Raw genomic sequence first — 24,132 nt, forward strand, 5'->3', positions numbered from 1 at the left:
GGGCGGGGGGGGGGGGGGGCGGGGCCGGGGGCGGGGGGCGCGGGGGGGCGGCGGGGGGGGCCGGCCCCGGGGGGCGCGGGGGGGGGGGGGGGGGCGGGGGGCGGGGGGGGCCCCCCCCCCCCCCCCCCCCCCCCCCCCCGCTGCCACCGGTGGTCATTCCCGGTCAGTCCTGCTTCTTGCGCCGGGTGCCGAAGACGATCTCGTCCCAGCTCGGCACGGCGGCCCGGCGGCCCGGCCGGACTCCGTCCGCCTCCGCCTGACGGTCCGTCGTCCCGGTCAGCCGGTCGCGGTGACCGGCCACCGCCCGGGGCATCAGCACATCCGCGTACGCGGACCCCGCGCCGGCCGAGGCGGCGGCCGGCGGCTCGTCCGCCTCCGTCTCCTCCGCCGGTTCGAGCGCGGGCGGCTCGGGCTGGGTGGGCCGCTCGGGGACGACCATGTCGCCGCGGAAGCTCGGCACCGCCTCCAGCAGGCTGGTCAGCGAGTCGCGCTCACCGGCCGAGGCACTGCTCACGTACTCCTCGGGCTCGGCGGCGGCCGGAGCGGGCCGCTCGATCTGCCGGTCCAGGGCCCGGTCCAGCGGTCGGTCGCGGTCGAGCTGCCGGTCGAGGCTCCGGTCCAGCGGCCGGTCGCGCGGCAGCCGGGCGATCCGGGGCACGAACGGGAAGCTGGGCTCGGGCGCGGCGACGTCGTCGGTCTCGCCGATCAGCGAGCGCGCCTCGTCGTCCACGGCCTGGACCAGCCGCCGGGGCGGGTCGTACGTCCAGCTCGCCGAGTGCGGCTCACCGGCGACCCGGTAGACGAGCAGGACCTCCCAGGTGCCGTCGTCGCGACGCCACGAGTCCCACTGGACGGTTTCCTTGTCGGCGCCGCGCAGCAGGAGACGCTCCTGCACCGCTTCGCCGAGTTGAGGGCCGGTGTTCTCGCCGGGACGGCGCACGGGAGTCTTCCGGGCCCGCTCGGCCATGAAGGCGCGCTCCGCGAGCACGGGGCCCTCGAAGCGGCGTACACGGTCGACGGGGATGCCCGCGAACTGGGCGACCTCCTCCGCGGAGGCACCGGCCCGTATGCGGGCCTGGATGTCGCGGGGACGGAGGTGGCTCTCCACCTCGATCTCGATCTGGCCGAGCCGGGCGCGGTCGTTGCGCACGGCGGCGCGCAGCCGCTCATCGATCGGAAGCGTGTACTCCGTGCTGTCCGCAGCCTTGAGCACCAGTCGTGTGCCGTCGTTGGAGACGGCCACGACACGCAGTTCGGGCATGGGGACCTCCCGGGTGGTGCCTGCCGACGTCACGTGCGTCGCTGCTTCCGCTAGTCGAGTGTGACCTGCCCGGGTGCAGCCTGCCACAACCTTGCCAAGTTGCCCGGCGTGTCGGGCGCTCGTCCTGGTGCACCACCATGACACGGTTACCCATTGCACCCCAAAGCGACCGATTTGGCCGCTCTGTGCAGCAGGCATCCGTGTGATGCCTTCACGCCGTCGGTTCGAGTGGTGCCGTCGGACTCTCCGGTGGCTGCGGATTCCCACGTCGGAGTCCGCCCCAGGGCTCGTCACAGTACTCCATTCGAGCCATCGAGGTGGACCGGCGCGCCGCCGAACTTCTCGTGGGGCGCGGGAGTTGAGTTACCCAGTTCTCCGTGAAACGCCCCCGATGCGTGTTGTGCTTCACACAATCTCCGGAAACGGAACTATCCACTTCGCTCATTTGTCCCTTCCTGTTGCATGGTGGGAGAGATGTCAAGCAGGGGCTGGTAATGGTTCATACGCCGGAAAGTGACACAGAACCCAAGGAAAGGCGCATAGATCTGAGCCTCCCGCAGGTCGCCGGGAGTGCCGTGGCAGCCGTCGCGGCGGCCGTGCTGGCCTCGCAGTTGGGCGTGTACGGCACGATCGCGGGAGCGGGCGTGATGAGCGTCGTCGCCACCTGTGGCGGCTCGGTCTTCCAGCACTTCTTCCGCCGCACCGGCGAGCAGATCCGCGAGGTGACGGTCCAGGTGACCCACCCGGAGGGCCGCCAGGTGACGGTGCACACCAAGGAGACGACGCCCGCCGGGCACAGAGGCGCCGCCAGGCGGTCCGAGCCGGAGCCGGCCGAGGACGCCACCACGGTGCTGCCCACGGTCGACCCGGGCGCGGTCCCGGAGGTGATCCCGGACGCGGAGAGCACGCAGCTGCTGAAGCCGGTCGACACCGACCGGACGCAGTTGCTGGACCTCGGCGACGCGCGCACCCGGATGCTCCGTGTCGCGCCGGGCGCGGAGCCCGGAGCCGACCGTACGCAGATGCTGCCGCACGCCGCCGACCGTACGCGGATGATCCCGCGGCCCGCGGTGGGCACGGCCGCCGGCGAGGACGCGTTCGGCGAGGGCGTCACCCACGGAACGAGGCTGCGAGGCTGGAAGCGGCCCGCGCTCGCGGCCGCCGCGGTCTTCGCCGTCTCCATGGCCGGGATCACCGCGTTCGAGATGATCTCGGGCAACGACCTGAGCGGCGGCCAGGGCACCACCCTCAGCTCCGTCGTGCGAGGCGGTGGCGGCGACCAGGACTCCGGACCTGCCGACCCCACACCCTCCGGGGACACCGACCGGGACGGCGGAGCGGACGAGCAGGGTCCGACCCCGGGTGACGGCACCGGCTCCGGCCCCGATACGGAGCGGGACGGCGGCAGCAGTGAGAGCCCCGGCCCCGGGACGGGCACGGGCGGCGAGAACCCGGGCACCGGGTCCACTCCCACGCCGACGCCCTCCGGCTCCGCCGGCGGGACCACACCCGACCCCGTGCCGCCCGCCCCGTCGCCGTCCGACGACGCCGGAACCGGCGAGCCCTCGACCGGCACGGGCGTCGCTCCCGGGCAGGGGGAGCAGGCCCCGCCCGGCGCCGACGCCGAGTGACCCACCCGCGTACCGCGCACACCACGTCGGCCCCGGCCCCCCTCCGCAGGGAGAGGACCGGGGCCGACGGCGTACCGGAAGCCTGTGAACTCAGTCGCCGAGCACGCGCCGCAGGTAGTCGTTGCCGAACAGGCGGTCCGGGTCCAGCCGGTCGCGCAGCGCGGTGAACTCGCCGAAGCGCGGGTAGACCTCCGCCAGATAGGCCGCGTCGCGGGTGTGGATCTTGCCCCAGTGCGGGCGGCCGGCGTGCGCGGTCATGATCCGCTCGACCGCGGTGAAGTACGACCGGTGCGGCGTGCCCTTGTAGAGGTGCACGGCGATGTAGGCGCTGTCCCGGCCCGAGGCGGTCGACAGGGCCATGTCGTCGGCCGGAGCGGTGCGCACCTCGACCGGGAAGCTGATCTTCAGCGGTGACCGCTCGACCATGGCCTTCAGCTCCCGCAGCACCGTCACCGCCCGCTCCCGCGGAACGGCGTACTCCATCTCCACGAACCGCACGCGGCGCGGGCTGGTGAACACCTTGTACGGGATGTCGGTGTACGTACGCGCCGACAGCGCCCGGCTGGAGAGCCTGGCGATCGAGGGGATCGTCGCCGGGACCGCGCGGCCGAGCGAACAGGCGACCTGGAAGACCCCGTTGGACAGCAGCTCGTCGTCGATCCAGCTGCTCACCCTCCCGGGCGGGGCGGACGGACCGGCGCTGCGGTTGTTGCGCTTGGTGTTGCAGTTCCCGGTGTGCGGGAACCAGTAGAACTCGAAGTGCTCGTTCTCGGCGACCAGGGCATCGAAGTCCGCGGTGACCCGGTCGAAGCTCATCGGCTCCTCGCGTGCCGTCAGCAGGAAGATCGGCTCCACGGCGAGGGTGACGGCGGTGATCACCCCGAGGGCGCCGATCCCGATCCGGGCCGCGGCGAACACCTCCGGGTTCTCCCGCTCCGAGCAGACCAGGACCGTGCCGTCGGCGGTGACCAGCTCCAGTGCGCGGATCTGCGCCGCTATCGACGCCGAGTCCCGGCCCGTGCCGTGCGTGCCGGTGGAGGTCGCCCCGGCGATCGTCTGCTCCATGATGTCGCCCATGTTCGTGAGCGACAGGCCCTCGCGGGCGAGTGCGGTGTTGAGCCGCTTGAGCGGAGTCCCCGCCTCCACCGTCACGGTCATCGACGCGCGGTCGATGTCCCGGATCCCGGTGAGCAGGTCGGGGCGTATGAGCACCCCGTCCGTGGCGGCCGCCGCCGTGAAGGAGTGGCCCGCGCCGACCGGCTTCACCCGCAGGCCCTCCGCGCCGGCCCGGCGCAGCACGTCCGCGAGCTCGTCCACGGACGCGGGGGACTCGGTACGGGCGGGCCGGGCGGTGACGGTGCCCGCCCAGTTACGCCACGCGTTCGTCGTCCGTGCGTAGGTGTCGGTCATCTTCCCCGCGCCCTCCCGTCGCAGCCGGCCCGGCCAGCCGGCGATATCCCAGGACCGCCACCGCCGCCGCGAGCGCTCCCGCCACGACGGGCACCGCGTACCCCGCCTTCGCCCCGGCGGCGTCGACCACCCAGCCGGCGGCCGAGGAGCCGAGCGCCACTCCGACAGCGAGCCCGGTACTGGTCCAGGTCATGCCCTCGGTCAGCTTGGTGCGCGGTACGTGCGCTTCGACGAGGGCCATGGTGGTGACCATCGTCGGTGCGATGGCGAGGCCCGCGACAAAGAGCGCCACGGCCAGCAACGGAAGGTTCCCGGCCAGTAGGAGGGGGATCATACTCACGGCCATCGCACAGACACCCACCAGCCACCTGGTCGAAGGGTTCCCCTTCAGGTGCAGCAGCCCGAACACGGCCCCCGCGAGACACGAACCGAGCGCGTAGACGGCCAGCACCAGGGAGGCGGCGGCCTTGTGCCCGCGCTCCTCGGCGAAGGCCACGGTCACTACGTCCACGCCCCCGAAGATCGCGCCCGTCGCCACGAAGGTGGCCACCAGGACCTGGAGCCCCCGCGAGCGCAGTGCCGAGCCCCCGGTGTGCTGCGACTTCGGGTGCGGCACCGGCTCGGTCGCCCGCTGCGCGGTCAGCCAGAAGACGCCGACCAGCAGGAAGCCGGCGGCGATCAGCGGCCCCGCCTCCGGGAACCAGGCGGTGGACAGACCGATGGAGATGATCGGGCCGAAGATGAAGCACACCTCGTCGACGATCGACTCCCACGCGTACGCGGTGTGCAGATCCCGGCTGGAGCCCCGGTAGATCTCCGCCCAGCGGGACCGGATCATCGACCCCACGCTCGGCACACAGCCCGCGCCCGCCGCGAAGACGAACAGCGTCCACTCCGGAGCCCCCTGCTGGGCGCAGATCAGCAGGCCCGCCACCGCCGCCACCGCGACCAGCGTGACCGGTCGGAGCACCCGGCGCTGCCCGTAGCGGTCGACCAGCCGGGAGACCTGGGGGCCGCAGACCGCCGCCGACATCGCCAGGGTCGCGGAGAGCGCCCCGGCCAGCCCGTAGCGGCCGGTGAGCTGGGAGATCATGGTGACGACGCCGATGCCCATCATGGACAACGGCATCCGGCCGAAGAAGCCCGCCGCGGAGAATTCCTTGGAGCCGGGGGCGGAGAAGATGGCGCGGTAGGGGCTGGGCAAGGGGTACTCCGGTCGCGTGCCTGTCAGGCGTATAGCTGGCCGAGACAGCTTACGGCCGACCGGACGTTCCGGACACCGGATTCCGGGCGGTGGCCCGGGGAGCGGCGCGGCTGCCCGACCGCCGGGATTGCCGGCCTTCCCGGGCCTTCCGGCCGGTCTTTCCGACGGGGCGTCGGATGTCGGTTGCCGCCCTGCCGGAGGCGGGTGGCAGGATCGATGCCATGTCCGATCTGCGCGATCCCGCTCCCTACGACGCCCTGCTGCTGCTCTCCTTCGGCGGTCCCGAGGGCCCGGACGACGTGGTCCCGTTCCTGGCGAACGTGACCCGCGGCCGCGGCATCCCCGAGGAACGCCTCAAGGAGGTGGGCAAGCACTACTTCCTGTTCGGCGGAGTCAGCCCGATCAACGCGCAGAACCGCGCCCTGCTCGACGCGCTGCGCGAGGACTTCGCCGAGCACGGCCTGGATCTCCCGGTCCACTGGGGCAACCGCAACTGGGCCCCGTATCTGACCGACGTCCTGCGCGAGATGGCCGCCGACGGGCACCGCAGGATCGCCGTCCTCGCCACCAGCGCCTACGCCTCGTACTCCGGCTGCCGCCAGTACCGCGAGAACCTCGCCGAGTCGCTGGCGGTACTGGAGGCCGAGGGGCTGACCGTGCCCCGGGTCGACAAGCTGCGGCACTACTTCAACCACCCCGGCTTCGTGACGCCCATGGCGGACGGCGTCCTCGCCTCGCTCGCCGACCTCCCCGAGGACGTCCGCGCGGGCGCGCACATCGCGTTCACCACCCACTCCATCCCGACGTCCGCCGCCGACGCCTCGGGCCCGGCCGACGCGCACGGCGAGGGCGGCGCGTACGTCGCCGAGCACCTCGACGTGGCCCGGCTGATCATCGAGGCGGTGCGCGAGGAGACCGGGATCGCGTACCCGTGGCGGCTCGTCTACCAGTCCCGCAGCGGCGCCCCGCACATCCCGTGGCTGGAGCCCGACATCTGCGACCACCTGGAGACCCTGAGCGACGAGGGAGCTCCCGCGGTCGTGATGGCGCCCATCGGCTTCGTCTCGGACCACATGGAGGTGCTGTACGACCTCGACACCGAGGCCACCGCGAAGGCCGCCGAGATCGGTCTGCCGGTCCGCCGGTCCGCCACGGTGGGCGACGATCCGCGCTTCGCCGCCGCCGTACGGGAGCTGCTCCTGGAGCGCGCCGCGACCGAACGCGGCCGGGAGGTTGAGCGCTGCGCGCTGGGGTCCCTGGGGCCCTCCCACGACCTCTGTCCCGTCGGCTGCTGCCCCGCCCGGGCCCCGAAACCCGCCGCCGCGGGCGCCGACAGCCCGTACGCGTAGCCCGTAGGACCGCCTGCCCGTACGCACCGACCCCTTGGGAGCGCCGTGACCGACCCCGCCCTGTCCGAACTGCTCGACCTCGCCCTGGAGGCCGCCCGCCGGGCCGGAGCCCTGCTGCGCGACGGCCGCCCGGCCGACCTGGGGGTGGCCGCGACCAAGTCCAGCCCCATCGACGTGGTCACCGAGATGGACATCGCCGCCGAGAAGCTGATCACCGGCTACCTCTCCGACTTCCGCCCCGACGACGGCTTCCTCGGCGAGGAGGGGGCCAGCTCCCCGGGCAGCACCGGCATCCGCTGGGTCATCGACCCGCTCGACGGCACGGTGAACTACCTCTACGGTCTGCCCACGTGGGCGGTCTCCATCGCCGCCGAGCGCGACGGGGAGCGGGTCGTGGGCGTCGTCGAGGCCCCGATGCGCCGGGAGACCTACCGGGCGGTCCTCGGCGGCGGTGCGTTCGCGAACGGCGAAGCCCTGCGCTGCCGCCCCGCCCCGCCGCTGGACCAGGCACTCGTCTCGACCGGCTTCAACTACGTGGGACACGTCCGCGCCCACCAGGCGGACATCGCCCAGCAGCTGATCCCCCGGCTCCGGGACATCCGGCGCAGCGGCTCGGCGGCCGTCGACCTCTGCGACGTGGCGGCGGGCCGGCTGGACGGCTACTACGAGCGCGGGCTGCACCCCTGGGACCTGGCGGCGGGAGACCTCATCGCCCGGGAGGCGGGCGCGCTGACCGGTGGTCGTCCGGGGCTGCCCGCCGACGGCGACCTGACGGTGGCCGCCACCCCCGGCGTCTTCGAGCCGCTGCAGGCCGCACTCGACGAGCTGGGCGCCTGGCACGACTGACGGGCCCCGCCCCGAGGAAGGCCCTGGCGGGGGGCCTGAGGCCGCCGTACACGCCGCGGGGCCCCGGACACCCTGACGGTGTCCGGGGCCCCGCGGCGTACGGCTCAGACGGTGGTGGCGCCGATCTCCACGCCGTGCTCGGCGGCGAGCCGGCGCAGATCGTCCAGCTCGCCCTGCTCGACGTCCGCGAGGAAGTCGTCGCCGTCCTCGCGCGCCCGGGTGAGGACGGTCTCGGTCGTCTTGATGCGTTGCAGCAGACCTGCGGTGAAAGCGTCCATGATGCGCCCCCTCATCGTGGGTAGGTGGCACGGGGGTGTGCCCGGGATCCCCCCGGCCGGGGGGCCGGAGGAGCGGGTGATCGCGCCGCCGCTCCGGGGAAAAGAGAGCGGGCAGTGGCATGCCACGTGACAGGCGTGATCGCGGGTGTGAACCCCTCTTCCCCGCGCCGGGGTTCGGAGAAACCTCAACTGGCCCGGAAATCCGCCGGTTTCCCGGTGGGCCGCCGCCGGGAGGTCCGGGCGCCGCCGCCTTACCGCCGGTTTATGCGTGTTGCGGGCAGGATGGAGGCGCACAGTCGGCCCTTGCCGCCCGTGTCCGGGCGGGCCCCACGTGGGCCGTCTGCTCTGTGAAACCCATCGAAGGACCGAAGGAAGGACTGCGCCGTGCGCGTACTCGTCGTCGAGGACGAGCAACTGCTCGCCGATGCGGTGGCCACCGGACTGCGCCGGGAGGCCATGGCCGTCGACGTCGTCTACGACGGTGCCGCGGCCCTGGAGCGCATCGGGGTCAACGACTACGACGTCGTCGTGCTGGACCGGGACCTCCCGGTGGTGCACGGGGACGACGTATGCCGCAGGATCGTCGAACTCGGCATGCCCACCCGGGTGCTCATGCTCACCGCGTCCGGCGATGTCAGCGACCGGGTCGAAGGCCTGGAGCTGGGCGCGGACGACTATCTGCCCAAGCCCTTCGCCTTCAGCGAGCTGACCGCCCGGGTGCGCGCGCTGGGCCGCCGCACGACGGTGGCGCTGCCGCCGGTCCTGGAGCGCGCCGGCATCAAGCTCGACCCGAACCGCCGCGAGGTCTTCCGCGACGAGGCGGAGATCCAGCTCGCCCCGAAGGAGTTCGCGGTGCTGGAGGTCCTCATGCGCAGCGAGGGCGCGGTCGTCTCGGCGGAGCAGCTGCTGGAGAAGGCCTGGGACGAGAACACCGACCCCTTCACCAACGTGGTGCGCGTCACGGTCATGACGCTCCGCCGCAAGCTCGGCGAACCGCCCGTCATCGTCACCGTGCCGGGCTCCGGATACCGGATCTGAGGACCATGGCCACCACCCCCGGGCCCTCCGCGGCGCCTCCGAAACCCACCTGGGAGCCCAAGCAGCAGGAGCCCCCGTACCCCTGGCTGCGCCCGACCATCCGGATACGGCTCACGCTGCTGTACGGCGGGATGTTCCTGATCGCGGGCATCGTGCTGCTGTCGATCATCTACATGCTGGCGGCGCAGGCGCTGCACGTCGGCACGGATCTGCCGTTCAAGCTGCTGCCCGACAGCAAGATCCAGCTCACCAACAACGCCTGTCCCGCCCTCACGCCGGGGCTCTCGGCGGACGAGGCGAACGCGGCGCTCAAGGCGTGCAACGAGTCGCAGCGCAAACAGGCGCTGGACACCCTGCTCAACCGTTCGCTGCTGGCGCTGGTCGGCCTCAGCGTGATCGCCTTCGCCTTCGGCTACGCGATGGCCGGACGCGTGTTGTCCCCGCTCGGCCGGATCACCCGGACCGCGCGCCGGGTGGCCGGGACCGACCTCACCCGCCGGATCGAGCTGGACGGCCCGGACGACGAGCTGAAGGAGTTGGCGGACACCTTCGACGACATGCTGGACCGGCTGGAGCGGGCCTTCACCGCGCAGCAGCGGTTCGTCGGCAACGCCTCGCACGAGCTGCGCACCCCGCTGGCGATCAACCGCACCCTGCTGGAGGTCCATCTCTCCGACCCGGAGGCCCCGCCGGAGCTCCAGCAGCTCGGCAAGACCCTCCTGGCCACCAACGAGCGCAGCGAGCAGCTCGTCGAGGGACTGCTCCTGCTGGCCCGCAGCGACAACCAGATCGTCGAGCGCAAGCCGGTCGACCTCGCTGAGGTCGCCGAGCGCGCCATCGACCAGGCTCGGTCGGAGGCGGTGGCGAAGAAGGTCGAGATCCGGGGCGAGCGGGCCACGGCGGTGGTCCAGGGCAACGGCGTCCTGCTGGAGCGGATCGCGCTGAACCTCGTACAGAACGCCGTGCGCTACAACGTGCCCGTGGACGGCTGGGTGGAGGTCACCACCGAGGTGCGGGACGGCCAGGCCCTGCTCGTCGTCTCGAACACCGGCCCGGTGGTCCCGGCCTACGAGATCGACAACCTCTTCGAGCCCTTCAGGCGGCTGCGTACGGAGCGCACGGGCAGCGACAAGGGTGTCGGGCTCGGCCTGTCGATCGCCCGGTCCGTCGCGCGGGCCCATGGAGGCCGTATCATCGCGGAGCCCCGCGAGGGCGGCGGTCTCGTGATGCGCGTCACCCTGCCGGTCTGAGAGGCTGCACGATGTGACTCTGCACCGAATCTTCATGTTCGCTTTGGGCGGAATTTTCAGGACCCGTTCCCGGGTGGGTCATGTGTGATCGATCACAGAGTCGATTTTCCGGTCATCTACTCTCCGTGATCGCGACTCTGTCGGAAAGCCGGTAATCGTCCGGGTTTTCGAGGATCGTTATCACGGGAAGTACACGGGGTGGTACCCGTGAACTGCGCAGTCGGGACCGTGTACGGTCCCCATCGCCACCCAAGCCGAGCCTCGTCGAGGCGCCCGGTTGGGTGTCGATTGAGTAACAGACCTTGATGTGAGGCAAAATCTCCGCCTCAGGTCGGGCACAAGTCCGGCCTCTCACGCGTTACGTGCGCTGAGACACCCGTAGACACCCAAGAGGGGGAGAGCGACATGGCAACGGATTACGACACCCCACGCAAGACCGACGACGACGTGGACCAGGACAGCCTCGAAGAGCTCAAGGCGCGTCGGAGCGACAAGACGGCATCCGCCGTCGACGTCGACGAATTCGACGCGGCCGAAGGACTCGAGCTGCCCGGCGCGGACCTCTCCAACGAGGAGCTGGCCGTCCGGGTGCTGCCCAAGCAGGCCGATGAGTTCACCTGCATGAGCTGCTTCCTGGTGCACCACCGCAGCCAGCTGGCCCGCGAGAAGAACGGTCAGCCCATCTGCCGCGACTGCGACTGAGGTCGGGTCGGCCGTGGCAGGCGATACACCGTTCCGGAAGCGGCGCCCCTGGCGCCGGCACGGCCCGGAGGCGAACCAGGACGGTACAGGCGGCACAGGCCCGGCAGAAGGCGGTAACGCGTCTGCCGAGCGGTCCGCCACCCTGCCGGATCACTCCGGCAGTTCCGACGACGAGCGGGGCCGTTCGGCCTCGCTCGAGGTGGCCGGGGCGGCAGCGTCGCCGGACCGGTCCGCGGAGCAGGACCAGGCGGAGCCCACGACCGGGGGCCGCCTGCACGCAGTGAAACGGGGTGTGAGCAAGGGCCGGGACGGCGCGAAGGCACTGGCCGCACAGCTGGCCGACCGCATCATCGACACGGCCCCGCGCGTGCCGGTGCGCGACCTCGCCACCCTGCGGAAGCAGTTCCCGGGGCTGGGGCCCGAGGAGCTGGCCGACAAGCTGGTCACGGGAGCCTGCCGGGCCACCGCGACCGTCGGCGCGGGCATCGGGGCCGCCGCCATGATGCCCGTACCACCCGCCATGATCGCCGAGCTGGCGGCGGAGGTGACCGGCGTCGCCGCGATCGAGATGAAGCTCGTCGCCGAGCTCCACGAGGTCTACGGCCGCCGGCCTCCCGGCAATATCGGCCAGCGCAGCACCGCGTATCTGACGTCGTGGACGGAGGAGCGCGGCATCGACATCACGCGCCCCACCACGCTCAACGCCGCGCTGGGCGGCCAGCTGAAGCGCGAACTGCGCCAGCAGATCATGAAGCGCATGGCGCGCAATCTGCCCAACCTGATCCCGTTCATGATCGGCGCCGCCGTCGGCGCCACGATGAACCGCCGTGACACCCGCAAGCTCGCCGACCGGATCAGGAACGACCTGCGCAAGGACCGGATCCGCTGGGACCGGCTGCCCGCGCTGCCTCCGCTGGAACAGCCCCTGGACCCGGCCGAACTGCCCAAGGAGATCGAGGGCCCCTGAGCCCCCTTCGGGGCCCTCGCGTCAGGGTCTCGGCGGCGCTCAGGCCGTCGGGACGGTGCTCAGCGCCGCCGCCAGGCCCTGCGGGTCCCGGGTCGAGAGGTAGACGTACGGAGTCGGGTCCTGCGGGTCCGTGACCTCGACCCGCACCGCCGTCTCCACATAGCCGCGCAGCAGCATGAACGCACGGGCGTCGGCCTTGTGCGTGCGCCAGGCCCGCGCCTCCTCGGCGTCCAGCACCTCGGGCTCGCCGAGCGCCGACAGCGGGATCCGTGCGTCGCCGGCGACGAGCGCCCCCGCCACCACCCGGATCCGGGCGGAGCCGTAGCTGCTCACCAGGAGCGCGGCGGCGACCGTGCCGCCGGCCAGCCCGGCGAGCAGCGGCAGGGTGCCCAGCGGCAGAAGCATCAGAGCGCAGGCGATACCGACCCCGAAGGCGATGAACCACCAGGAGCGGGGCGCGGTGAGACGTTCGTCGAAGGGCGGTGCGGAAGGCTGCATGGAACCAAGCTTGGCACGGCGCGACCGGCGGACCGCCGCGCGGGTAAGGTCTGCGCCTGTGAGTGGAACATCAGCGGCTCTGACACCCCCGGCCGACGCCGTCGCGCCGGTCCGGCACCCCGACGCGCCCGCCCCGGGCGAACTTCTCGGAGCGCACTACGAACACTGTTTCGGCTGCGGCGGGGGGCAGCCGCACGGACTGCACCTGATGGCGCGGGCCGGTGAGGGGGTGAGCGTCACCGCCGAGTTCACCGTGCAGCCCGCCCACCAGGGCGCTCCCGGCCTCGCCCACGGCGGCGTGCTCGCCACGGCGCTGGACGAGACCCTCGGCTCGCTGAACTGGCTGCTGCGCACGATCGCGGTGACCGGACGGCTGGAGACCGACTTCGTCCGGCCCGTCCCCGTGGACACCGTGCTGCACCTCGACGCCCGGATCACCGCCGTGCACGGCCGGAAGATCTACTCCACCGCCACCGGCCGGATCGGCGGCCCCGACGGGCCCGTCGCGGTCCGGGCCGACGCCCTCTTCATCGAGGTCAAGGTCGACCACTTCATCGACAACGGCAGGCCCGCCGAGATCCAGGCCGCCATGTCCGACCCCGACCAGGTCAGGCGCGCCCGCGCGTTCGAGGTGAACCCGTGACCCGCAACCCCGTCGACGTACTGATCCGCCTCATCGACCCGGAGGTGCCGATTCCGGCGTACGGGCACCCGGGCGACGCCGGGGCCGACCTGGTGACCACCGAGGCCGCCGAACTCGCCCCCGGCGAGCGCGCGGTGCTCCCCACCGGGGTGTCGATCGCCCTGCCCGACGGGTACGCCGCGTTCGTCCACCCGCGCTCCGGCCTCGCGGCCCGCTGCGGAGTGGCCCTCGTGAATGCCCCAGGGACGGTTGATGCCGGGTACCGTGGGGAGATCAAGGTGATCGTGGTCAACCTCGATCCACGCGAGAGCGTGCGATTCGAGCGGTTCGACCGGATTGCCCAATTGGTTGTCCAGCAGGTCGAGAAGGTGCGCTTCCACGAGGTGGCGGAACTTCCCGGCTCGGCGCGGGCCGAAGGGGGCTTCGGGTCCACCGGCGGCCACGCGTCGGTGGACGGCGCCGAGGGCGGGATCACCCACGGTGGGAACAGCTACGCTTCGGTCGTATCCGACCGGGAAGGACAGTGACGTGTTCGGACGTCGCAAGAAGAGTGGTTCCGCCGAGGACGAGGCGGACGAGGTGCGCGAGGCCGAGCAGGTCGCCGACGAGCCCGGGGGCAGTGACGGCGCCGCCAAGGGCACCCGTCGGATGAACCTTCCGCCGGCCCCCAGGCCGGACGGACCCTGGGACAGCACCGAGGTCACCCAGCCCGGCGAGGGCCGGGTCGACCTGGGAGGCATCTTCGTCCCCGGGGTCGAGGGCATGGAACTGCGCGTCGAGGTGGCCGGGGACGCGATCGTCGCCGCCACCGTGGTGCTGCGCGACAGCGCGGTTCAGCTGCAGGCCTTCGCGGCCCCCAAGAAAGAGGGCATCTGGGGCGAGGTCCGCGACGAGATCGCCTCGGGCATCACCCAGCAGGGCGGCATCATCGACGAGGTCGAGGGCCCGCTGGGCTGGGAGCTGCGCGCGCAGGTCCCCGTACAGCTTCCCGACGGCACGGGCGGTGTGCAGCTCGTGCGCTTCGTCGGCGTCGACGGGCCGCGCTGGTTCCTGCGCGGAGTGATCTCCGGCCAGGGCGCCGTCCAGCCGGAGGCCGCCGGGCTGCTGGAGACGATCTTCCGGGACACCGTGGTCGTCCGCGGCGACGGCCCGATGGCTCCCCGCGACCCGATCGTCCTCAAGCTCCCCAACGACGCCCAGATGGTGCCCGAGGGTGTGCAGCAGGAGGACCAGGAGAGCTCGAAGTTCTCCGGCGGCATGGGCCAGCTCCAGCGCGGGCCCGAGATCACCGAGGTTCGCTAGCGGTACGCGGCGGGACTTCGCGGTAGTCGCAGCACAGGCCGGTGGGCCGCACCCTTTCCGCGGGTGCGGCCCACCGGCCATTGCCCGGCCGTGTGCCGCACGCACATACTGGCGGGCGACGACGCAGGCCACGTGAGCACGTGAGTACGGGGGAGCATGATGACCGAGAGCACCAGCGGGCAGTCCGGCACGGCCCTGGCCGAGGACCCGGCCCGCACGGTCATGGTCACGGTCGAGGACCTGCACCGCTCCTACGGGAGCGGAGCGGCGGCCGTGCACGCCCTGCGCGGGGTCTCGTTCGAGATCCCCCGCGGCGAACTGGTCGCGCTCAAGGGCCGCTCCGGCTCCGGCAAGACCACCCTGCTCAACCTGGTCGGCGGCCTGGACACCCCGGACGACGGCCGGATCACCGTCGACGGCACCGAGCTGGCGGGGCTCGGCGAGAAGGGGCTCCTGGAGCTGCGCCGGGACCGGGTCGGCTTCATCTTCCAGTCCTTCGGCCTCATCCCGATCCTGACCGCCGCCGAGAACGTCGGCGTACCCCTGCGGCTGCGCAGGGCCGACCCGGCCGAGCGTGACGAGCGGGTCGCGCTGCTGCTCTCCCTCGTCGGCCTCGCCGACCACGCCGAGCAGCGTCCGGGCGAGCTCTCCGGTGGCCAGCAGCAGCGCGTCGCCATCGCCCGCGCCCTCGCCAACCGACCCGCCCTCCTGATCGCCGACGAGCCCACCGGACAGCTAGACGCCGAGACCGGGCTCGCCGTGATGGAACTGCTCCGTGCGGTCGTCCGCAGCGAGAACGTCACCGCCCTCGTCGCCACCCACGACCCTCAGCTGCTGGGCCTCGCCGACCGGGTCCTGGAGCTGAGCGACGGCCACATCGTCGAACACGGCTGACGTTCCCCCAGCGCCCCCGCCGCCCGCTCCGGCGCGCATCAGAGTTCCGTCAATACGCTCCCCACCTGCACTCCCGGGACCGAACCACGGCCCCGGGCGGAGTAGCGTCGAGGACGGCAGCCGCACCGGGCGCCACCGGCCCTCCACACGACAGGGCCGGACGGAAGAAGACAATGGGGCCATGGGACGCGGCACACTCCGGATCTACCTGGGCGCGGCACCGGGCGTCGGCAAGACGTACGCGATGCTCTCGGAGGCCCACCGGCGGGTGGAGCGGGGCACCGACGTGGTCATCGGATTCGTGGAGCATCACGACCGGCCGCGGACGGAGGTCATGCTGCACGGGTTGGAGCTGTTGCCGCGTCGGGAGCTGGAGTACCGGGGCTCGGTGTTCACGGAGATGGACGTGGACGCGGTGCTGGAGCGGGCGCCGGCGGTGGCGCTGGTGGACGAGCTGGCGCACACGAATGTTCCCGGTTCGCGCAACGCCAAGCGCTGGCAGGACGTCGAGGAGCTGCTGAGGGCCGGGATCGACGTCATATCCACGGTGAACATCCAGCACCTGGAGTCGCTGGGTGATGTGGTGGAGTCGATCACCGGGGTGCGGCAGCGGGAGACGGTGCCGGACGAGGTGGTGCGCCGGGCGGACCAGATCGAGCTGGTCGACATGTCGCCCCAGGCGCTGCGGCGCCGGATGGCGCACGGGAACATCTACCAGCCCGACAAGATGGACGCGGCCCTCTCGAACTACTTCCGCCCCGGCAACCTCACCGCGCTGCGCGAGCTGGCGCTGCTCTGGGTCGCCGACCGGGTCGACGAGTACCTCCAGCAGTACCGGGGCGAGCACAACATCCGCACCACCTGGCAGGCCCGCGAACGCATCGTCGTCGGACTGACCGGCGGACCCGAGGGCCGCACCCTCATCCGCCGCGCCGCCCGGATGGCGGCCAAGGGCTCCGGCAGCGAGATCCTCGCCGTCTACATCGCCCGCAGCGACGGCCTGACCTCCGCGTCCCCGAAGGAGCTGGCCGTCCAGCGCACCCTGGTCGAGGACCTCGGCGGCAGCTTCCACCACGTCATCGGCGACGACATACCGGCCGCCCTGCTGGAGTTCGCCCGCGGCGTCAACTCCACCCAGATCGTCCTGGGCTCCAGCCGCCGCAAGACCTGGCAGTACATCTACGGTCCCGGGGTCGGCGCGACCGTCGCCCGCGAGTCGGGGCCCGACCTCGACGTCCACATCGTCACCCACGAGGAGGTCGCCAAGGGCCGCGGTCTGCCCATGGCCCGCGGCGCCCGGCTCGGCCGCGCCCGGATCATCTGGGGCTGGCTCGTCGGCGTCGTCGGCCCCGTCCTGCTCGCGGTGGTGCTGCGCTCCATGGAGGACGCCCCCGGCCTCGCCAACGACGTCCTGCTCTTCCTCTTCCTGACGGTGGCCGCCGCCCTGCTCGGCGGACTGCGGCCCGCGCTCGCCTCGGCGGCCGTCGGCTCCATGCTGCTGAACTACTGGTTCACCCCGCCGACCCACACCCTGACCGTCCAGGACCCGGAGAACCTCGTCGCCATCGTGATCTTCTTCGCGGTGGCGGTGGCGGTCTCCTCCGTGGTCGACCTGGCGGCTCGCCGGACCCACCAGGCCGCCCGGCTGCGCGCCGAGTCGGAGATCCTCTCCTTCCTCGCGGGCAGCGTGCTGCGCGGCGAGACCGCCCTGGACGCCCTGCTGGAGAGGGTCCGCGAGACCTTCGCCATGGAGTCCGTCGCCCTCCTGGAGCGCAGCAGCGACGTCGAGCCGTGGACCTGCGCCGGGTCCGTCGGGCCGGCCCCGGTCACCCGCCCCGACGACGCCGACGTGGACATGCCGGTCGGCGACAACATGGCCCTCGCGCTCTCCGGCCGGGTGCTGCCCGCCGAGGACCGCCGGGTGCTCGGCGCGTTCGCCGCCCAGGCCGCCGTCGTCCTGGACCGCCAGCGCCTGGTCGGGGAGGCCGAGCAGGCCCGCAGGCTCGCCGAGGGCAACCGGATCAGGACCGCCCTGCTCGCCGCCGTCAGCCACGACCTGCGCACCCCGCTGGCCTCCATCAAGGCCGCCGTCAGCTCGCTGCGCTCCGACGACGTGGCCTGGTCCGAGGAGGACGAGGCGGAGCTCCTGGAAGGCATCGAGGACGGCGCCGACCGGCTGGACCACCTGGTCGGCAACCTGCTGGACATGTCCCGCCTCCAGACCGGCACCGTGACCCCGCTGATCCGCGAGATCGACCTCGACGAGGTGGTCCCGATGGCGCTCGGCGGCGTCCCGGAGGGCAGCGTCGACCTCGACATCCCCGAGACGCTGCCGATGGTCGCCGTCGACCCGGGACTCCTGGAGCGGGTCGTCGCCAACATCGTGGAGAACGCCGTCAAGTACAACCCCGGCCAGGAGCCCGTCGCCGTGGCCGCCAGCGCCCTCGGCGGCCGGGTCGAGCTACGGGTCGTGGACCGCGGCCGGGGCGTCCCCGACGAGGCCAAGGACCGGATCTTCGAGCCCTTCCAGCGGTACGGGGACGCCCCGCGCGGCGCCGGAGTGGGCCTCGGCCTCGCCGTCTCCCGGGGCTTCGCCGAGGCCATGGGCGGCACCCTCGACGCCGAGGACACCCCGGGCGGCGGGCTGACCATGGTCCTGACCCTCACCGCGGCGCCGGGCGGCGTCCGGGCGGAGGCCGAGCTGCCGGCCCGGGCCACCTCATGACACGTTCCCGAGGCCCGGGACGCCGCCGGGCGCACGCCGCCCGTCCCCGGACGCCTCCCTCCGCCGCCTCCTCCCCGTACACAGCTCTCCCCTCCTCCCCGTGCAGCAGAAAGGCAGGTCCGCGATGACCAGGGTGCTTGTGGTCGACGACGAGCCGCAGATCGTCCGCGCCCTCGTGATCAACCTGAAGGCGCGCCAGTACGAGGTCGACGCCGCGCCCGACGGGGCGACCGCCCTCCAGCTCGCCGCCGCCCGCCACCCCGACGTGGTCCTCCTCGACCTCGGGCTGCCCGACATGGACGGGGTCGAGGTGATCAGGGGCCTGCGCGGCTGGACCCGGGTGCCCATCCTCGTACTCTCCGCGCGCCACACCTCCGACGAGAAGGTGGAGGCCCTGGACGCCGGGGCGGACGACTACGTCACCAAGCCGTTCGGCATGGACGAGCTGCTGGCCCGGCTGCGTGCCTCGGTACGCCGTGCGGAACCGGTCGGTCAGGAGGGCGGCGCCGAGGACCTCGCGCTGGTCGAGACGGCGGGCTTCACCGTCGACCTGGCGGCGAAGAAGGTGCACCGGTCCGGGCGCGACGTACGCCTCACCCCCACGGAATGGCATCTGCTGGAGGTCCTCGTCCGCAACGGCGGCCGTCTGGTCAGCCAGAAGCAGCTCCTCCAGGAGGTCTGGGGCCCCTCCTACGGCACCGAGACCAACTATCTGCGGGTCTACATGGCCCAGCTGCGCCGCAAGCTGGAGGCGGACCCCTCGCACCCCCGGCACTTCGTCACCGAACCGGGCATGGGCTACCGCTTCGAGCGCGACTGACGGGCGCCGGGTCATCCTTTCGAGTGGTCGCCCAGGGCCTCCGTGTACCGCCCGTAGGACCGGTACCCTTCGGGTATGAGTGCTGTTCCCCGATCCGAGAAAGCCGGGAAGGCCGGGAATGCGGCGAGACCTTCCGGGCGCTTCCGCCGTATGCTCGACCGGCTCTCCAGCTCCCAGGAGGACCTGGAGTCCCGGGAGCTGCAGGAGGACGCGCAGGCCACCGGGTGCACCCGGATCTCCGAGTGCTCCGATCGGCAGATCGTGAAGGTGGCTGGTACGTTGCGGACCGTCACCCTCCGTCCCCGGGCCGGAGTGCCCGCCCTGGAGGCGGAGCTCTTCGACGGCACCGAGCCGCTGGACGTGGTCTGGCTCGGCCGTCGCTCCATCGTCGGTATCGAGCCCGGCCGCAGGATCATCGCCTCGGGGCGGGTCGCCATGAGCCATGGCCGCCGGGTGCTGTTCAACCCCACATACGAACTCCGACCGCTCGCCAAGGAGTAGCCGGTGACGTCTCTCGACAAGCCGACGTCCGAAACGGACCAGCCCCACCGTACGGCCCCGCAGCACGCCGGCGGGAGGCACACCGCCCAGCAGGACGACGAGGCGAAGGCCGTAACGGAGGCCGCCCTCTTCGAGGCCTTCGGCGGCGTGCGCGGCATGGTGGAGACAGTCCTGCCCGGGCTGCTTTTCGTCACGATCTTCACCATCAACAAGAACCTGAACGCCTCGGCCCTCGCGGCCCTGGCGGTGTCCCTGGCGCTCGTCGCCGTGCGGCTGATCCGCCGGGACACCGTCAAGCACGCCTTCAGCGGCGTCTTCGGGGTGGCCTTCGGCGTTCTGTTCGCGAAGATGACGGGCGACGCCAAGGACTTCTACCTGCCGGGCATGCTCTACACCCTGGGCCTCGCGGTCGCCTACATCGGCACCGCGGTGGCCGGGGTGCCGCTGATCGGCCTGATCCTCGGCCCGGTCTTCAAGGAGAACCTCTCCTGGCGGACCCGTAACCCGGGACGGAAGAAGGCGTACACCAAGGCCAGCTACGCCTGGGGCTTCATCCTGCTGGCCAAGTGCGCGATCCTCTTCCCGCTCTACTGGTGGGGCGACACCACCGAGTTCGGCTGGGTGCTCATCGCGCTGAAGATCCCGCCGTTCCTGCTCGCGGTCTATCTGACCTGGGTCTTTCTCGCGAAGGCGCCGGCGCCCATCGACGTATTCGCCGAGATGGAGGCCGAGGAACAGGCCGAGAAGGAGCGCAAGGCGCAGGCCGCCGCGGCGCCTCGCGCCCCGGACGCCTGACCCGTACACCTGGCATCGCAGGGGAAGGGGCCCGGAACCGCTCAGCGGTTCCGGGCCCCTTCCCCTGGTCGGTCCTGTCGGTCCTGCCGGTCAGTCCTCCGACGGATCGCGGCGGACCGACAACAGGTCCTCCAGCTGCTCCTCGCGCGCCTGGGCGGCCACGAACAGCAGCTCGTCACCGGCCTCCAGGGACTCCTCCGGGCTCGGCGTCAGCACCCGCGTACCCCGGATGATCGTCACCAGCGAGGTGTCCTCGGGCCAGGCGACGTCCCCCACCCGGGTGCCTGCCAGCGCCGACTCGGGCGGCAGGGTCAGCTCCACCAGGTTGGCGTCGCCGTGGCTGAAGCGCAGCAGCCGGACCAGATCGCCGACGCTCACCGCCTCCTCGACCAGGGCCGACATCAGGCGCGGCGTCGAGACGGCGACGTCCACGCCCCAGGACTCGTTGAACAGCCACTCGTTCTTCGGGTTGTTCACCCGGGCCACCACGCGCGGCACGCCGTACTCGGTCTTGGCCAGCAGCGAGACGACCAGGTTGACCTTGTCGTCCCCGGTCGCGGCGATGACCACGTTGCACCGCTGCAGCGCGGCCTCGTCCAGCGAGGTGATCTCACAGGCGTCCGCGAGCAGCCACTCGGCCATCGGCACCCGCTCCACCGAGATGGCGGTCGGCGCCTTGTCGATCAGCAGCACCTCATGCCCGTTCTCCAGCAGCTCGGCGGCGATGGAACGGCCCACCGCGCCCGCCCCGGCAATCGACACACGCATCAGTGACCGTCCTCCTCGGGACCCTGGGCGAAGGCCTCTTCGACCTTGGCGATCTCGTCCGTACGCATCATCACGTGGACCAGGTCGCCCTCCTGGAGGACGGTCTGCGAGCTGGGCAGTATGGCCTCGCCCAACCGGGTGAGGAAGGCGACACGGACCCCCGTCTCCTCCTGGAGCGTGCTGATCTTGTGGCCGATCCAGGAGGGCGTCGTGTGCACCTCGGCGAGCTGCACACCTCCGCTCGGATCGCGCCACAGGGGCTCGGCGCCCGAAGGCAGCAGCCGCCGCAGCATCTGGTCCGCCGTCCAGCGGACCGTCGCCACGGTGGGGATGCCGAGGCGCTGGTAGACCTCGGCGCGCCGAGGGTCGTAGATCCGCGCCGCGACGTTCTCGATGGAGTACATCTCGCGGGCCACCCGGGCCGCGATGATGTTCGAGTTGTCGCCGCTGCTGACCGCGGCGAACGCCCCGGCGTCCTCGATACCCGCCTCGCGGAGAGTGTCCTGGTCGAAGCCGACCCCGGTGACCCTGCGACCGCCGAATCCGGACCCGAGGCGACGGAACGCCGTGGGGTCCTGGTCGATCACCGCGACGGTGTGCCCCTGCTGTTCCAGGGTCTGTGCGAGAGCGGCTCCGACGCGCCCGCAGCCCATGATGACGATGTGCACTGTGCGCCTACCCCGCCGTCCTGGTCATCCGGCTGACCTGCGAAAACACGCTGCTCACACTTCTCTCTCAGCTTGCTGGGCAAACAACGGGACACACACCCGCGGCGCGGCCCGGTGTCGAGCTTAAGCGCCGGGGAAGTCGATCCCTCATCCGAGTGTCCGCATCCTCGCGCACTCCGGCAAAGGGAAAGCAAAATAGGCCGAACAAGTGCAAGGATTGCGTTAAAGAATGACGGGGCGTTCTCCGCCGACCGCAGGAGATTGCGGGGCCACGTCGAAAGGGCGTGCGTTTCGGCCACGGGCTCCGCTTACGATCCTCAGCGTGTCCAAACTGACCGACCTGCCCAAACGGATCCTGATCGGCCGGGCGTTGCGCAGCGACAAGCTCGGGGAGACCCTCCTCCCCAAGCGCATCGCTCTCCCCGTCTTCGCGTCCGACCCGTTGTCCTCGGTGGCGTACGCACCGGGAGAAGTCCTTCTCGTGCTGTCCATCGCGGGGGTGTCGGCGTACCACTTCAGCCCCTGGATCGCCGTCGCGGTCGTCGTCCTCATGTTCACGGTCGTCGCCTCCTACCGGCAGAACGTCCGCGCCTACCCGAGCGGCGGCGGCGACTACGAGGTCGCGACCACCAATCTCGGCCCCAAGTCCGGACTGACCGTCGCCAGCGCCCTGCTCGTCGACTACGTCCTCACCGTCGCCGTCTCGATCTCCTCCGGCGTCGAGAACCTCGGCTCCGCGATCCCGTTCGTCATCGAGCACAAGACACTCTGTGCCATCGGCGCCATCGTCCTGCTCACCCTGATGAACCTGCGGGGCGTCAAGGAGTCCGGGAAGCTCTTCGCCATTCCCACCTACCTCTTCGTGGCAGGCGTCTTCCTCATGATCCTGTGGGGCGCGTTCCGGGGAGTGGTCCTCGGCGACACGATGCACGCGCCCACCTCCGAACTGGAGATCAAGCCCGAACACGAGGGGCTGGCCGGTTTCGCGCTCGTCTTCCTCCTCCTGCGGGCCTTCTCCTCCGGCTGCGCCGCCCTCACCGGGGTCGAGGCGATCAGCAACGGGGTGCCCGCCTTCCGGAAGCCGAAGAGCAAGAACGCCGCGACCACGCTCGCCATGATGGGTCTGCTCGCCGTCACCATGTTCTGCGGCATCATCGGCCTGGCCCTGGCCACCGATGTCAAGATGGCCGAGAACCCGGCGGTCGACCTGATCCGCGACGGCGTCCCGGTCGGCGCGGACTTCACCCAGGACCCGGTCATCGCCCAGGTCGCCGAGGCGGTCTTCGGCCACGGTTCCTTCCTCTTCATGGTCCTCGCGGCCGCCACCGCCCTGGTCCTCTTCCTCGCCGCGAACACCGCGTACAACGGCTTCCCGCTGCTCGGCTCGATCCTCGCCCAGGACCGCTACCTGCCGCGCCAACTGCACACGCGCGGCGACCGCCTCGCGTTCTCCAACGGCATCGTGCTGCTGGCGGGCGCCGCGATCCTGCTCGTCTGGGTCTACGGCGCCGACTCCACGCGGCTGATCCAGCTCTACATCGTCGGGGTGTTCGTCTCCTTCACCCTCAGCCAGACCGGCATGGTGCGGCACTGGAACCGCCTGCTCACCGACGAACGGGACCAGGCCAAGCGCCGCCACATGACCCGCTCCCGCGCCATCAACGCCTTCGGCGCCTTCTTCTGCGGCATGGTCTTGGTGATCGTCCTCGCGACCAAGTTCACCCACGGCGCCTGGGTGGCCCTGCTCGGCATGGTCATCTTCTACGGCACGATGACCGCGATCCGGAAGCACTACGACCGGGTCGCCGCCGAGATCGCCGCCGACGAGACGCCCGCGGACGAGAGCGTGCGCCCCTCCCGCGTCCACGCCATCGTCCTCGTGTCCAAGCTCCACCGCCCCACGCTCCGCGCCCTCGCCTACGCCCAACTGATCCGCGCCGACCACCTGGAGGCGCTCTCCATCAGCGTCGACCCGGACGAGACGAAGGCGCTGCGCGAGGACTGGGAACGGCGCGCCGTCAACGTCCCCCTCAAGATCCTCGACTCGCCCTACCGCGAGGTGACCCGCCCGGTCATCGAGTACGTGAAGGGCCTGCGCCGCCAGAGTCCGCGCGACGTGGTCAGCGTCTACATCCCCGAATACGTGGTCGGCCACTGGTACGAGCACCTGCTGCACAACCAGAGCGCCCTGCGCCTGAAGGGCCGACTGCTCTTCACCCCGGGCGTCATGGTCACCTCCGTCCCGTACCAGCTCCAGTCCTCCGAGGCGGCGAAGAAGCGGGCCCGCAAGCGCGCCGACTGGAGCGCTCCGGGCTCGGTCCGCCGGGGCCCGGTGGAGCGGAGGCACAAGGAGCCGACCCGCAAGGGGTGAGGCCTTCAGGGTGAGGCCGTCAGGGTGAGGCCGCGCGAGTGTGACCGCGACGGGTGGGGCCAGTCCGTGACGTGCGGATGCCAGGGTCAGGCCTGCGGGCGCGAGGCGGCGGGGGCCAGGCGTGGTCAGCGTCCTGACCACGCCCGCGTAGACTGGTGGGCTGTCGTCCGGCCGCAGGCCCGACCGTTTGCCCCCTTTCTCCCTGGAGCCT

The 24,132-nt window shown here is 71.8% G+C and carries 23 protein-coding genes; 16 read left to right on the forward strand and 7 right to left on the reverse strand.

The window, feature by feature from the left end; all coding sequences use genetic code 11:
• Positions 1 to 163 precede the first annotated feature (163 nt).
• Positions 164 to 1,261 carry a septation protein SepH gene (gene sepH, locus ACIRJT_RS37160; RefSeq protein WP_403918578.1) on the reverse strand — a complete coding sequence of 366 codons (1,098 nt, stop codon included), beginning with the start codon at positions 1,259 to 1,261 and terminating at the stop codon, positions 164 to 166.
• Between the two features lie 575 nt (positions 1,262 to 1,836).
• Between sepH and ACIRJT_RS37165 the strand changes: the two genes are divergently transcribed.
• On the forward strand, positions 1,837 to 2,892 hold the full coding sequence (locus tag ACIRJT_RS37165; RefSeq protein WP_403918581.1) for a hypothetical protein: 1,056 nt from the start codon (positions 1,837 to 1,839) through the stop codon (positions 2,890 to 2,892).
• Positions 2,893 to 2,982: 90 nt separating this feature from the next.
• Here the strand turns inward: ACIRJT_RS37165 and ACIRJT_RS37170 are convergent, their stop codons facing one another.
• Positions 2,983 to 4,302 carry a D-arabinono-1,4-lactone oxidase gene (locus tag ACIRJT_RS37170; RefSeq protein WP_403918584.1) on the reverse strand — a complete coding sequence of 440 codons (1,320 nt, stop codon included), beginning with the start codon at positions 4,300 to 4,302 and terminating at the stop codon, positions 2,983 to 2,985.
• Complete coding sequence (locus ACIRJT_RS37175) at positions 4,262 to 5,506, reverse strand: MFS transporter (protein WP_403918586.1); 1,245 nt, start codon at positions 5,504 to 5,506, stop codon at positions 4,262 to 4,264. The genes ACIRJT_RS37170 and ACIRJT_RS37175 overlap by 41 nt, the downstream gene beginning before the upstream one ends.
• A gap of 221 nt (positions 5,507 to 5,727) precedes the next feature.
• Between ACIRJT_RS37175 and ACIRJT_RS37180 the strand changes: the two genes are divergently transcribed.
• A complete protein-coding gene (locus ACIRJT_RS37180) occupies positions 5,728 to 6,855 on the forward strand; it encodes a ferrochelatase (RefSeq protein ID WP_403918589.1) in 1,128 nt (375 codons plus the stop codon).
• Positions 6,856 to 6,900: 45 nt separating this feature from the next.
• Positions 6,901 to 7,701, forward strand: coding sequence for an inositol monophosphatase family protein (locus tag ACIRJT_RS37185; protein WP_361881325.1), 801 nt, complete (start codon positions 6,901 to 6,903; stop codon positions 7,699 to 7,701).
• 104 nt (positions 7,702 to 7,805) lie between these two features.
• Here ACIRJT_RS37185 and ACIRJT_RS37190 read toward each other — a convergent pair whose 3' ends face one another.
• On the reverse strand, positions 7,806 to 7,979 hold the full coding sequence (locus ACIRJT_RS37190) for a hypothetical protein (RefSeq protein ID WP_403918592.1): 174 nt from the start codon (positions 7,977 to 7,979) through the stop codon (positions 7,806 to 7,808).
• 384 nt (positions 7,980 to 8,363) lie between these two features.
• On the opposite strand from ACIRJT_RS37190, the gene ACIRJT_RS37195 reads away from it, so the two are divergent.
• The 4 genes from ACIRJT_RS37195 to ACIRJT_RS37210 all read left to right on the forward strand — a co-directional run bounded on the left by ACIRJT_RS37195 (position 8,364) and on the right by ACIRJT_RS37210 (position 11,936).
• Positions 8,364 to 9,017, forward strand: coding sequence for a response regulator transcription factor (locus ACIRJT_RS37195; protein WP_030577291.1), 654 nt, complete (start codon positions 8,364 to 8,366; stop codon positions 9,015 to 9,017).
• 5 nt (positions 9,018 to 9,022) lie between these two features.
• Positions 9,023 to 10,267 carry a sensor histidine kinase gene (locus tag ACIRJT_RS37200; RefSeq protein WP_403918594.1) on the forward strand — a complete coding sequence of 415 codons (1,245 nt, stop codon included), beginning with the start codon at positions 9,023 to 9,025 and terminating at the stop codon, positions 10,265 to 10,267.
• Positions 10,268 to 10,672: 405 nt separating this feature from the next.
• The gene (locus tag ACIRJT_RS37205; protein WP_003965732.1) at positions 10,673 to 10,969 is read left to right on the forward strand and encodes a DUF4193 domain-containing protein; all 297 of its coding nucleotides are present in this window, start codon (positions 10,673 to 10,675) and stop codon (positions 10,967 to 10,969) included.
• 13 nt (positions 10,970 to 10,982) lie between these two features.
• Positions 10,983 to 11,936 carry a hypothetical protein gene (locus tag ACIRJT_RS37210; RefSeq protein ID WP_403918597.1) on the forward strand — a complete coding sequence of 318 codons (954 nt, stop codon included), beginning with the start codon at positions 10,983 to 10,985 and terminating at the stop codon, positions 11,934 to 11,936.
• Positions 11,937 to 11,975: 39 nt separating this feature from the next.
• Here ACIRJT_RS37210 and ACIRJT_RS37215 read toward each other — a convergent pair whose 3' ends face one another.
• Positions 11,976 to 12,434, reverse strand: coding sequence for a DUF3093 domain-containing protein (locus ACIRJT_RS37215; protein ID WP_403918599.1), 459 nt, complete (start codon positions 12,432 to 12,434; stop codon positions 11,976 to 11,978).
• A 58-nt stretch (positions 12,435 to 12,492) separates the two neighbouring features.
• Between ACIRJT_RS37215 and ACIRJT_RS37220 the strand changes: the two genes are divergently transcribed.
• The 8 genes from ACIRJT_RS37220 (at position 12,493) to ACIRJT_RS37255 (ending at position 20,114) form a co-directional block, all read left to right on the forward strand.
• A complete protein-coding gene (locus ACIRJT_RS37220) occupies positions 12,493 to 13,077 on the forward strand; it encodes a PaaI family thioesterase (protein ID WP_050360243.1) in 585 nt (194 codons plus the stop codon).
• A complete protein-coding gene (dut, locus tag ACIRJT_RS37225) occupies positions 13,074 to 13,604 on the forward strand; it encodes a dUTP diphosphatase (protein WP_403918602.1) in 531 nt (176 codons plus the stop codon). The genes ACIRJT_RS37220 and dut overlap by 4 nt, the downstream gene beginning before the upstream one ends.
• Position 13,605: 1 nt before the next feature.
• Positions 13,606 to 14,379 (forward strand): DUF3710 domain-containing protein, encoded by a 774-nt coding sequence (locus tag ACIRJT_RS37230; protein ID WP_402103103.1) that lies wholly within the window; start codon positions 13,606 to 13,608, stop codon positions 14,377 to 14,379.
• Between the two features lie 159 nt (positions 14,380 to 14,538).
• Positions 14,539 to 15,273, forward strand: a complete 735-nt coding sequence (locus ACIRJT_RS37235; RefSeq protein WP_403918605.1) for an ABC transporter ATP-binding protein — start codon at positions 14,539 to 14,541, stop codon at positions 15,271 to 15,273.
• 181 nt (positions 15,274 to 15,454) lie between these two features.
• Entirely contained in the window at positions 15,455 to 17,998 is a 2,544-nt protein-coding gene (locus tag ACIRJT_RS37240) for a DUF4118 domain-containing protein (RefSeq protein ID WP_403918608.1), read from the forward strand.
• 124 nt (positions 17,999 to 18,122) lie between these two features.
• Positions 18,123 to 18,818: a response regulator gene (locus tag ACIRJT_RS37245; RefSeq protein WP_403918611.1), complete on the forward strand. Its 696-nt coding sequence runs from the start codon at positions 18,123 to 18,125 to the stop codon at positions 18,816 to 18,818.
• Positions 18,819 to 18,893: 75 nt separating this feature from the next.
• A complete protein-coding gene (locus ACIRJT_RS37250) occupies positions 18,894 to 19,319 on the forward strand; it encodes an OB-fold nucleic acid binding domain-containing protein (RefSeq protein ID WP_403918613.1) in 426 nt (141 codons plus the stop codon).
• A 3-nt stretch (positions 19,320 to 19,322) separates the two neighbouring features.
• The gene (locus tag ACIRJT_RS37255; RefSeq protein WP_403918615.1) at positions 19,323 to 20,114 is read left to right on the forward strand and encodes a DUF3159 domain-containing protein; all 792 of its coding nucleotides are present in this window, start codon (positions 19,323 to 19,325) and stop codon (positions 20,112 to 20,114) included.
• A gap of 90 nt (positions 20,115 to 20,204) precedes the next feature.
• Here ACIRJT_RS37255 and ACIRJT_RS37260 read toward each other — a convergent pair whose 3' ends face one another.
• Together ACIRJT_RS37260 and ACIRJT_RS37265 are read right to left on the reverse strand one after the other, a co-directional pair.
• A complete protein-coding gene (locus tag ACIRJT_RS37260) occupies positions 20,205 to 20,882 on the reverse strand; it encodes a TrkA family potassium uptake protein (protein WP_032793112.1) in 678 nt (225 codons plus the stop codon).
• Positions 20,882 to 21,550: a potassium channel family protein gene (locus ACIRJT_RS37265; protein ID WP_403918618.1), complete on the reverse strand. Its 669-nt coding sequence runs from the start codon at positions 21,548 to 21,550 to the stop codon at positions 20,882 to 20,884. Before ACIRJT_RS37265 ends, ACIRJT_RS37260 begins: the two co-directional genes overlap by 1 nt.
• A 322-nt stretch (positions 21,551 to 21,872) precedes the next feature.
• On the opposite strand from ACIRJT_RS37265, the gene ACIRJT_RS37270 reads away from it, so the two are divergent.
• Entirely contained in the window at positions 21,873 to 23,921 is a 2,049-nt protein-coding gene (locus tag ACIRJT_RS37270) for an APC family permease (RefSeq protein WP_403918620.1), read from the forward strand.
• Positions 23,922 to 24,132: the final 211 nt, after the last annotated feature.

It is taken from the genome of Streptomyces sp. NPDC102283, from assembly GCF_044766265.1.
GTDB lineage: Bacteria > Actinomycetota > Actinomycetes > Streptomycetales > Streptomycetaceae > Streptomyces.

Coding starts and splice junctions, on each gene's coding strand:
- sepH (WP_403918578.1), bottom strand. CDS start 1,261: ATGCCCGAACTGCGTGTCGTGGCCGTCTCCAACGACGGCACACGACTG.
- ACIRJT_RS37170 (WP_403918584.1), bottom strand. CDS start 4,302: ATGACCGACACCTACGCACGGACGACGAACGCGTGGCGTAACTGGGCG.
- ACIRJT_RS37180 (WP_403918589.1), top strand. CDS start 5,728: ATGTCCGATCTGCGCGATCCCGCTCCCTACGACGCCCTGCTGCTGCTC.
- ACIRJT_RS37190 (WP_403918592.1), bottom strand. CDS start 7,979: ATGGACGCTTTCACCGCAGGTCTGCTGCAACGCATCAAGACGACCGAG.
- ACIRJT_RS37200 (WP_403918594.1), top strand. CDS start 9,023: ATGGCCACCACCCCCGGGCCCTCCGCGGCGCCTCCGAAACCCACCTGG.
- ACIRJT_RS37205 (WP_003965732.1), top strand. CDS start 10,673: ATGGCAACGGATTACGACACCCCACGCAAGACCGACGACGACGTGGAC.
- ACIRJT_RS37215 (WP_403918599.1), bottom strand. CDS start 12,434: ATGCAGCCTTCCGCACCGCCCTTCGACGAACGTCTCACCGCGCCCCGC.
- ACIRJT_RS37235 (WP_403918605.1), top strand. CDS start 14,539: ATGACCGAGAGCACCAGCGGGCAGTCCGGCACGGCCCTGGCCGAGGAC.
- ACIRJT_RS37240 (WP_403918608.1), top strand. CDS start 15,455: ATGGGACGCGGCACACTCCGGATCTACCTGGGCGCGGCACCGGGCGTC.
- ACIRJT_RS37245 (WP_403918611.1), top strand. CDS start 18,123: ATGACCAGGGTGCTTGTGGTCGACGACGAGCCGCAGATCGTCCGCGCC.
- ACIRJT_RS37250 (WP_403918613.1), top strand. CDS start 18,894: ATGAGTGCTGTTCCCCGATCCGAGAAAGCCGGGAAGGCCGGGAATGCG.
- ACIRJT_RS37260 (WP_032793112.1), bottom strand. CDS start 20,882: ATGCGTGTGTCGATTGCCGGGGCGGGCGCGGTGGGCCGTTCCATCGCC.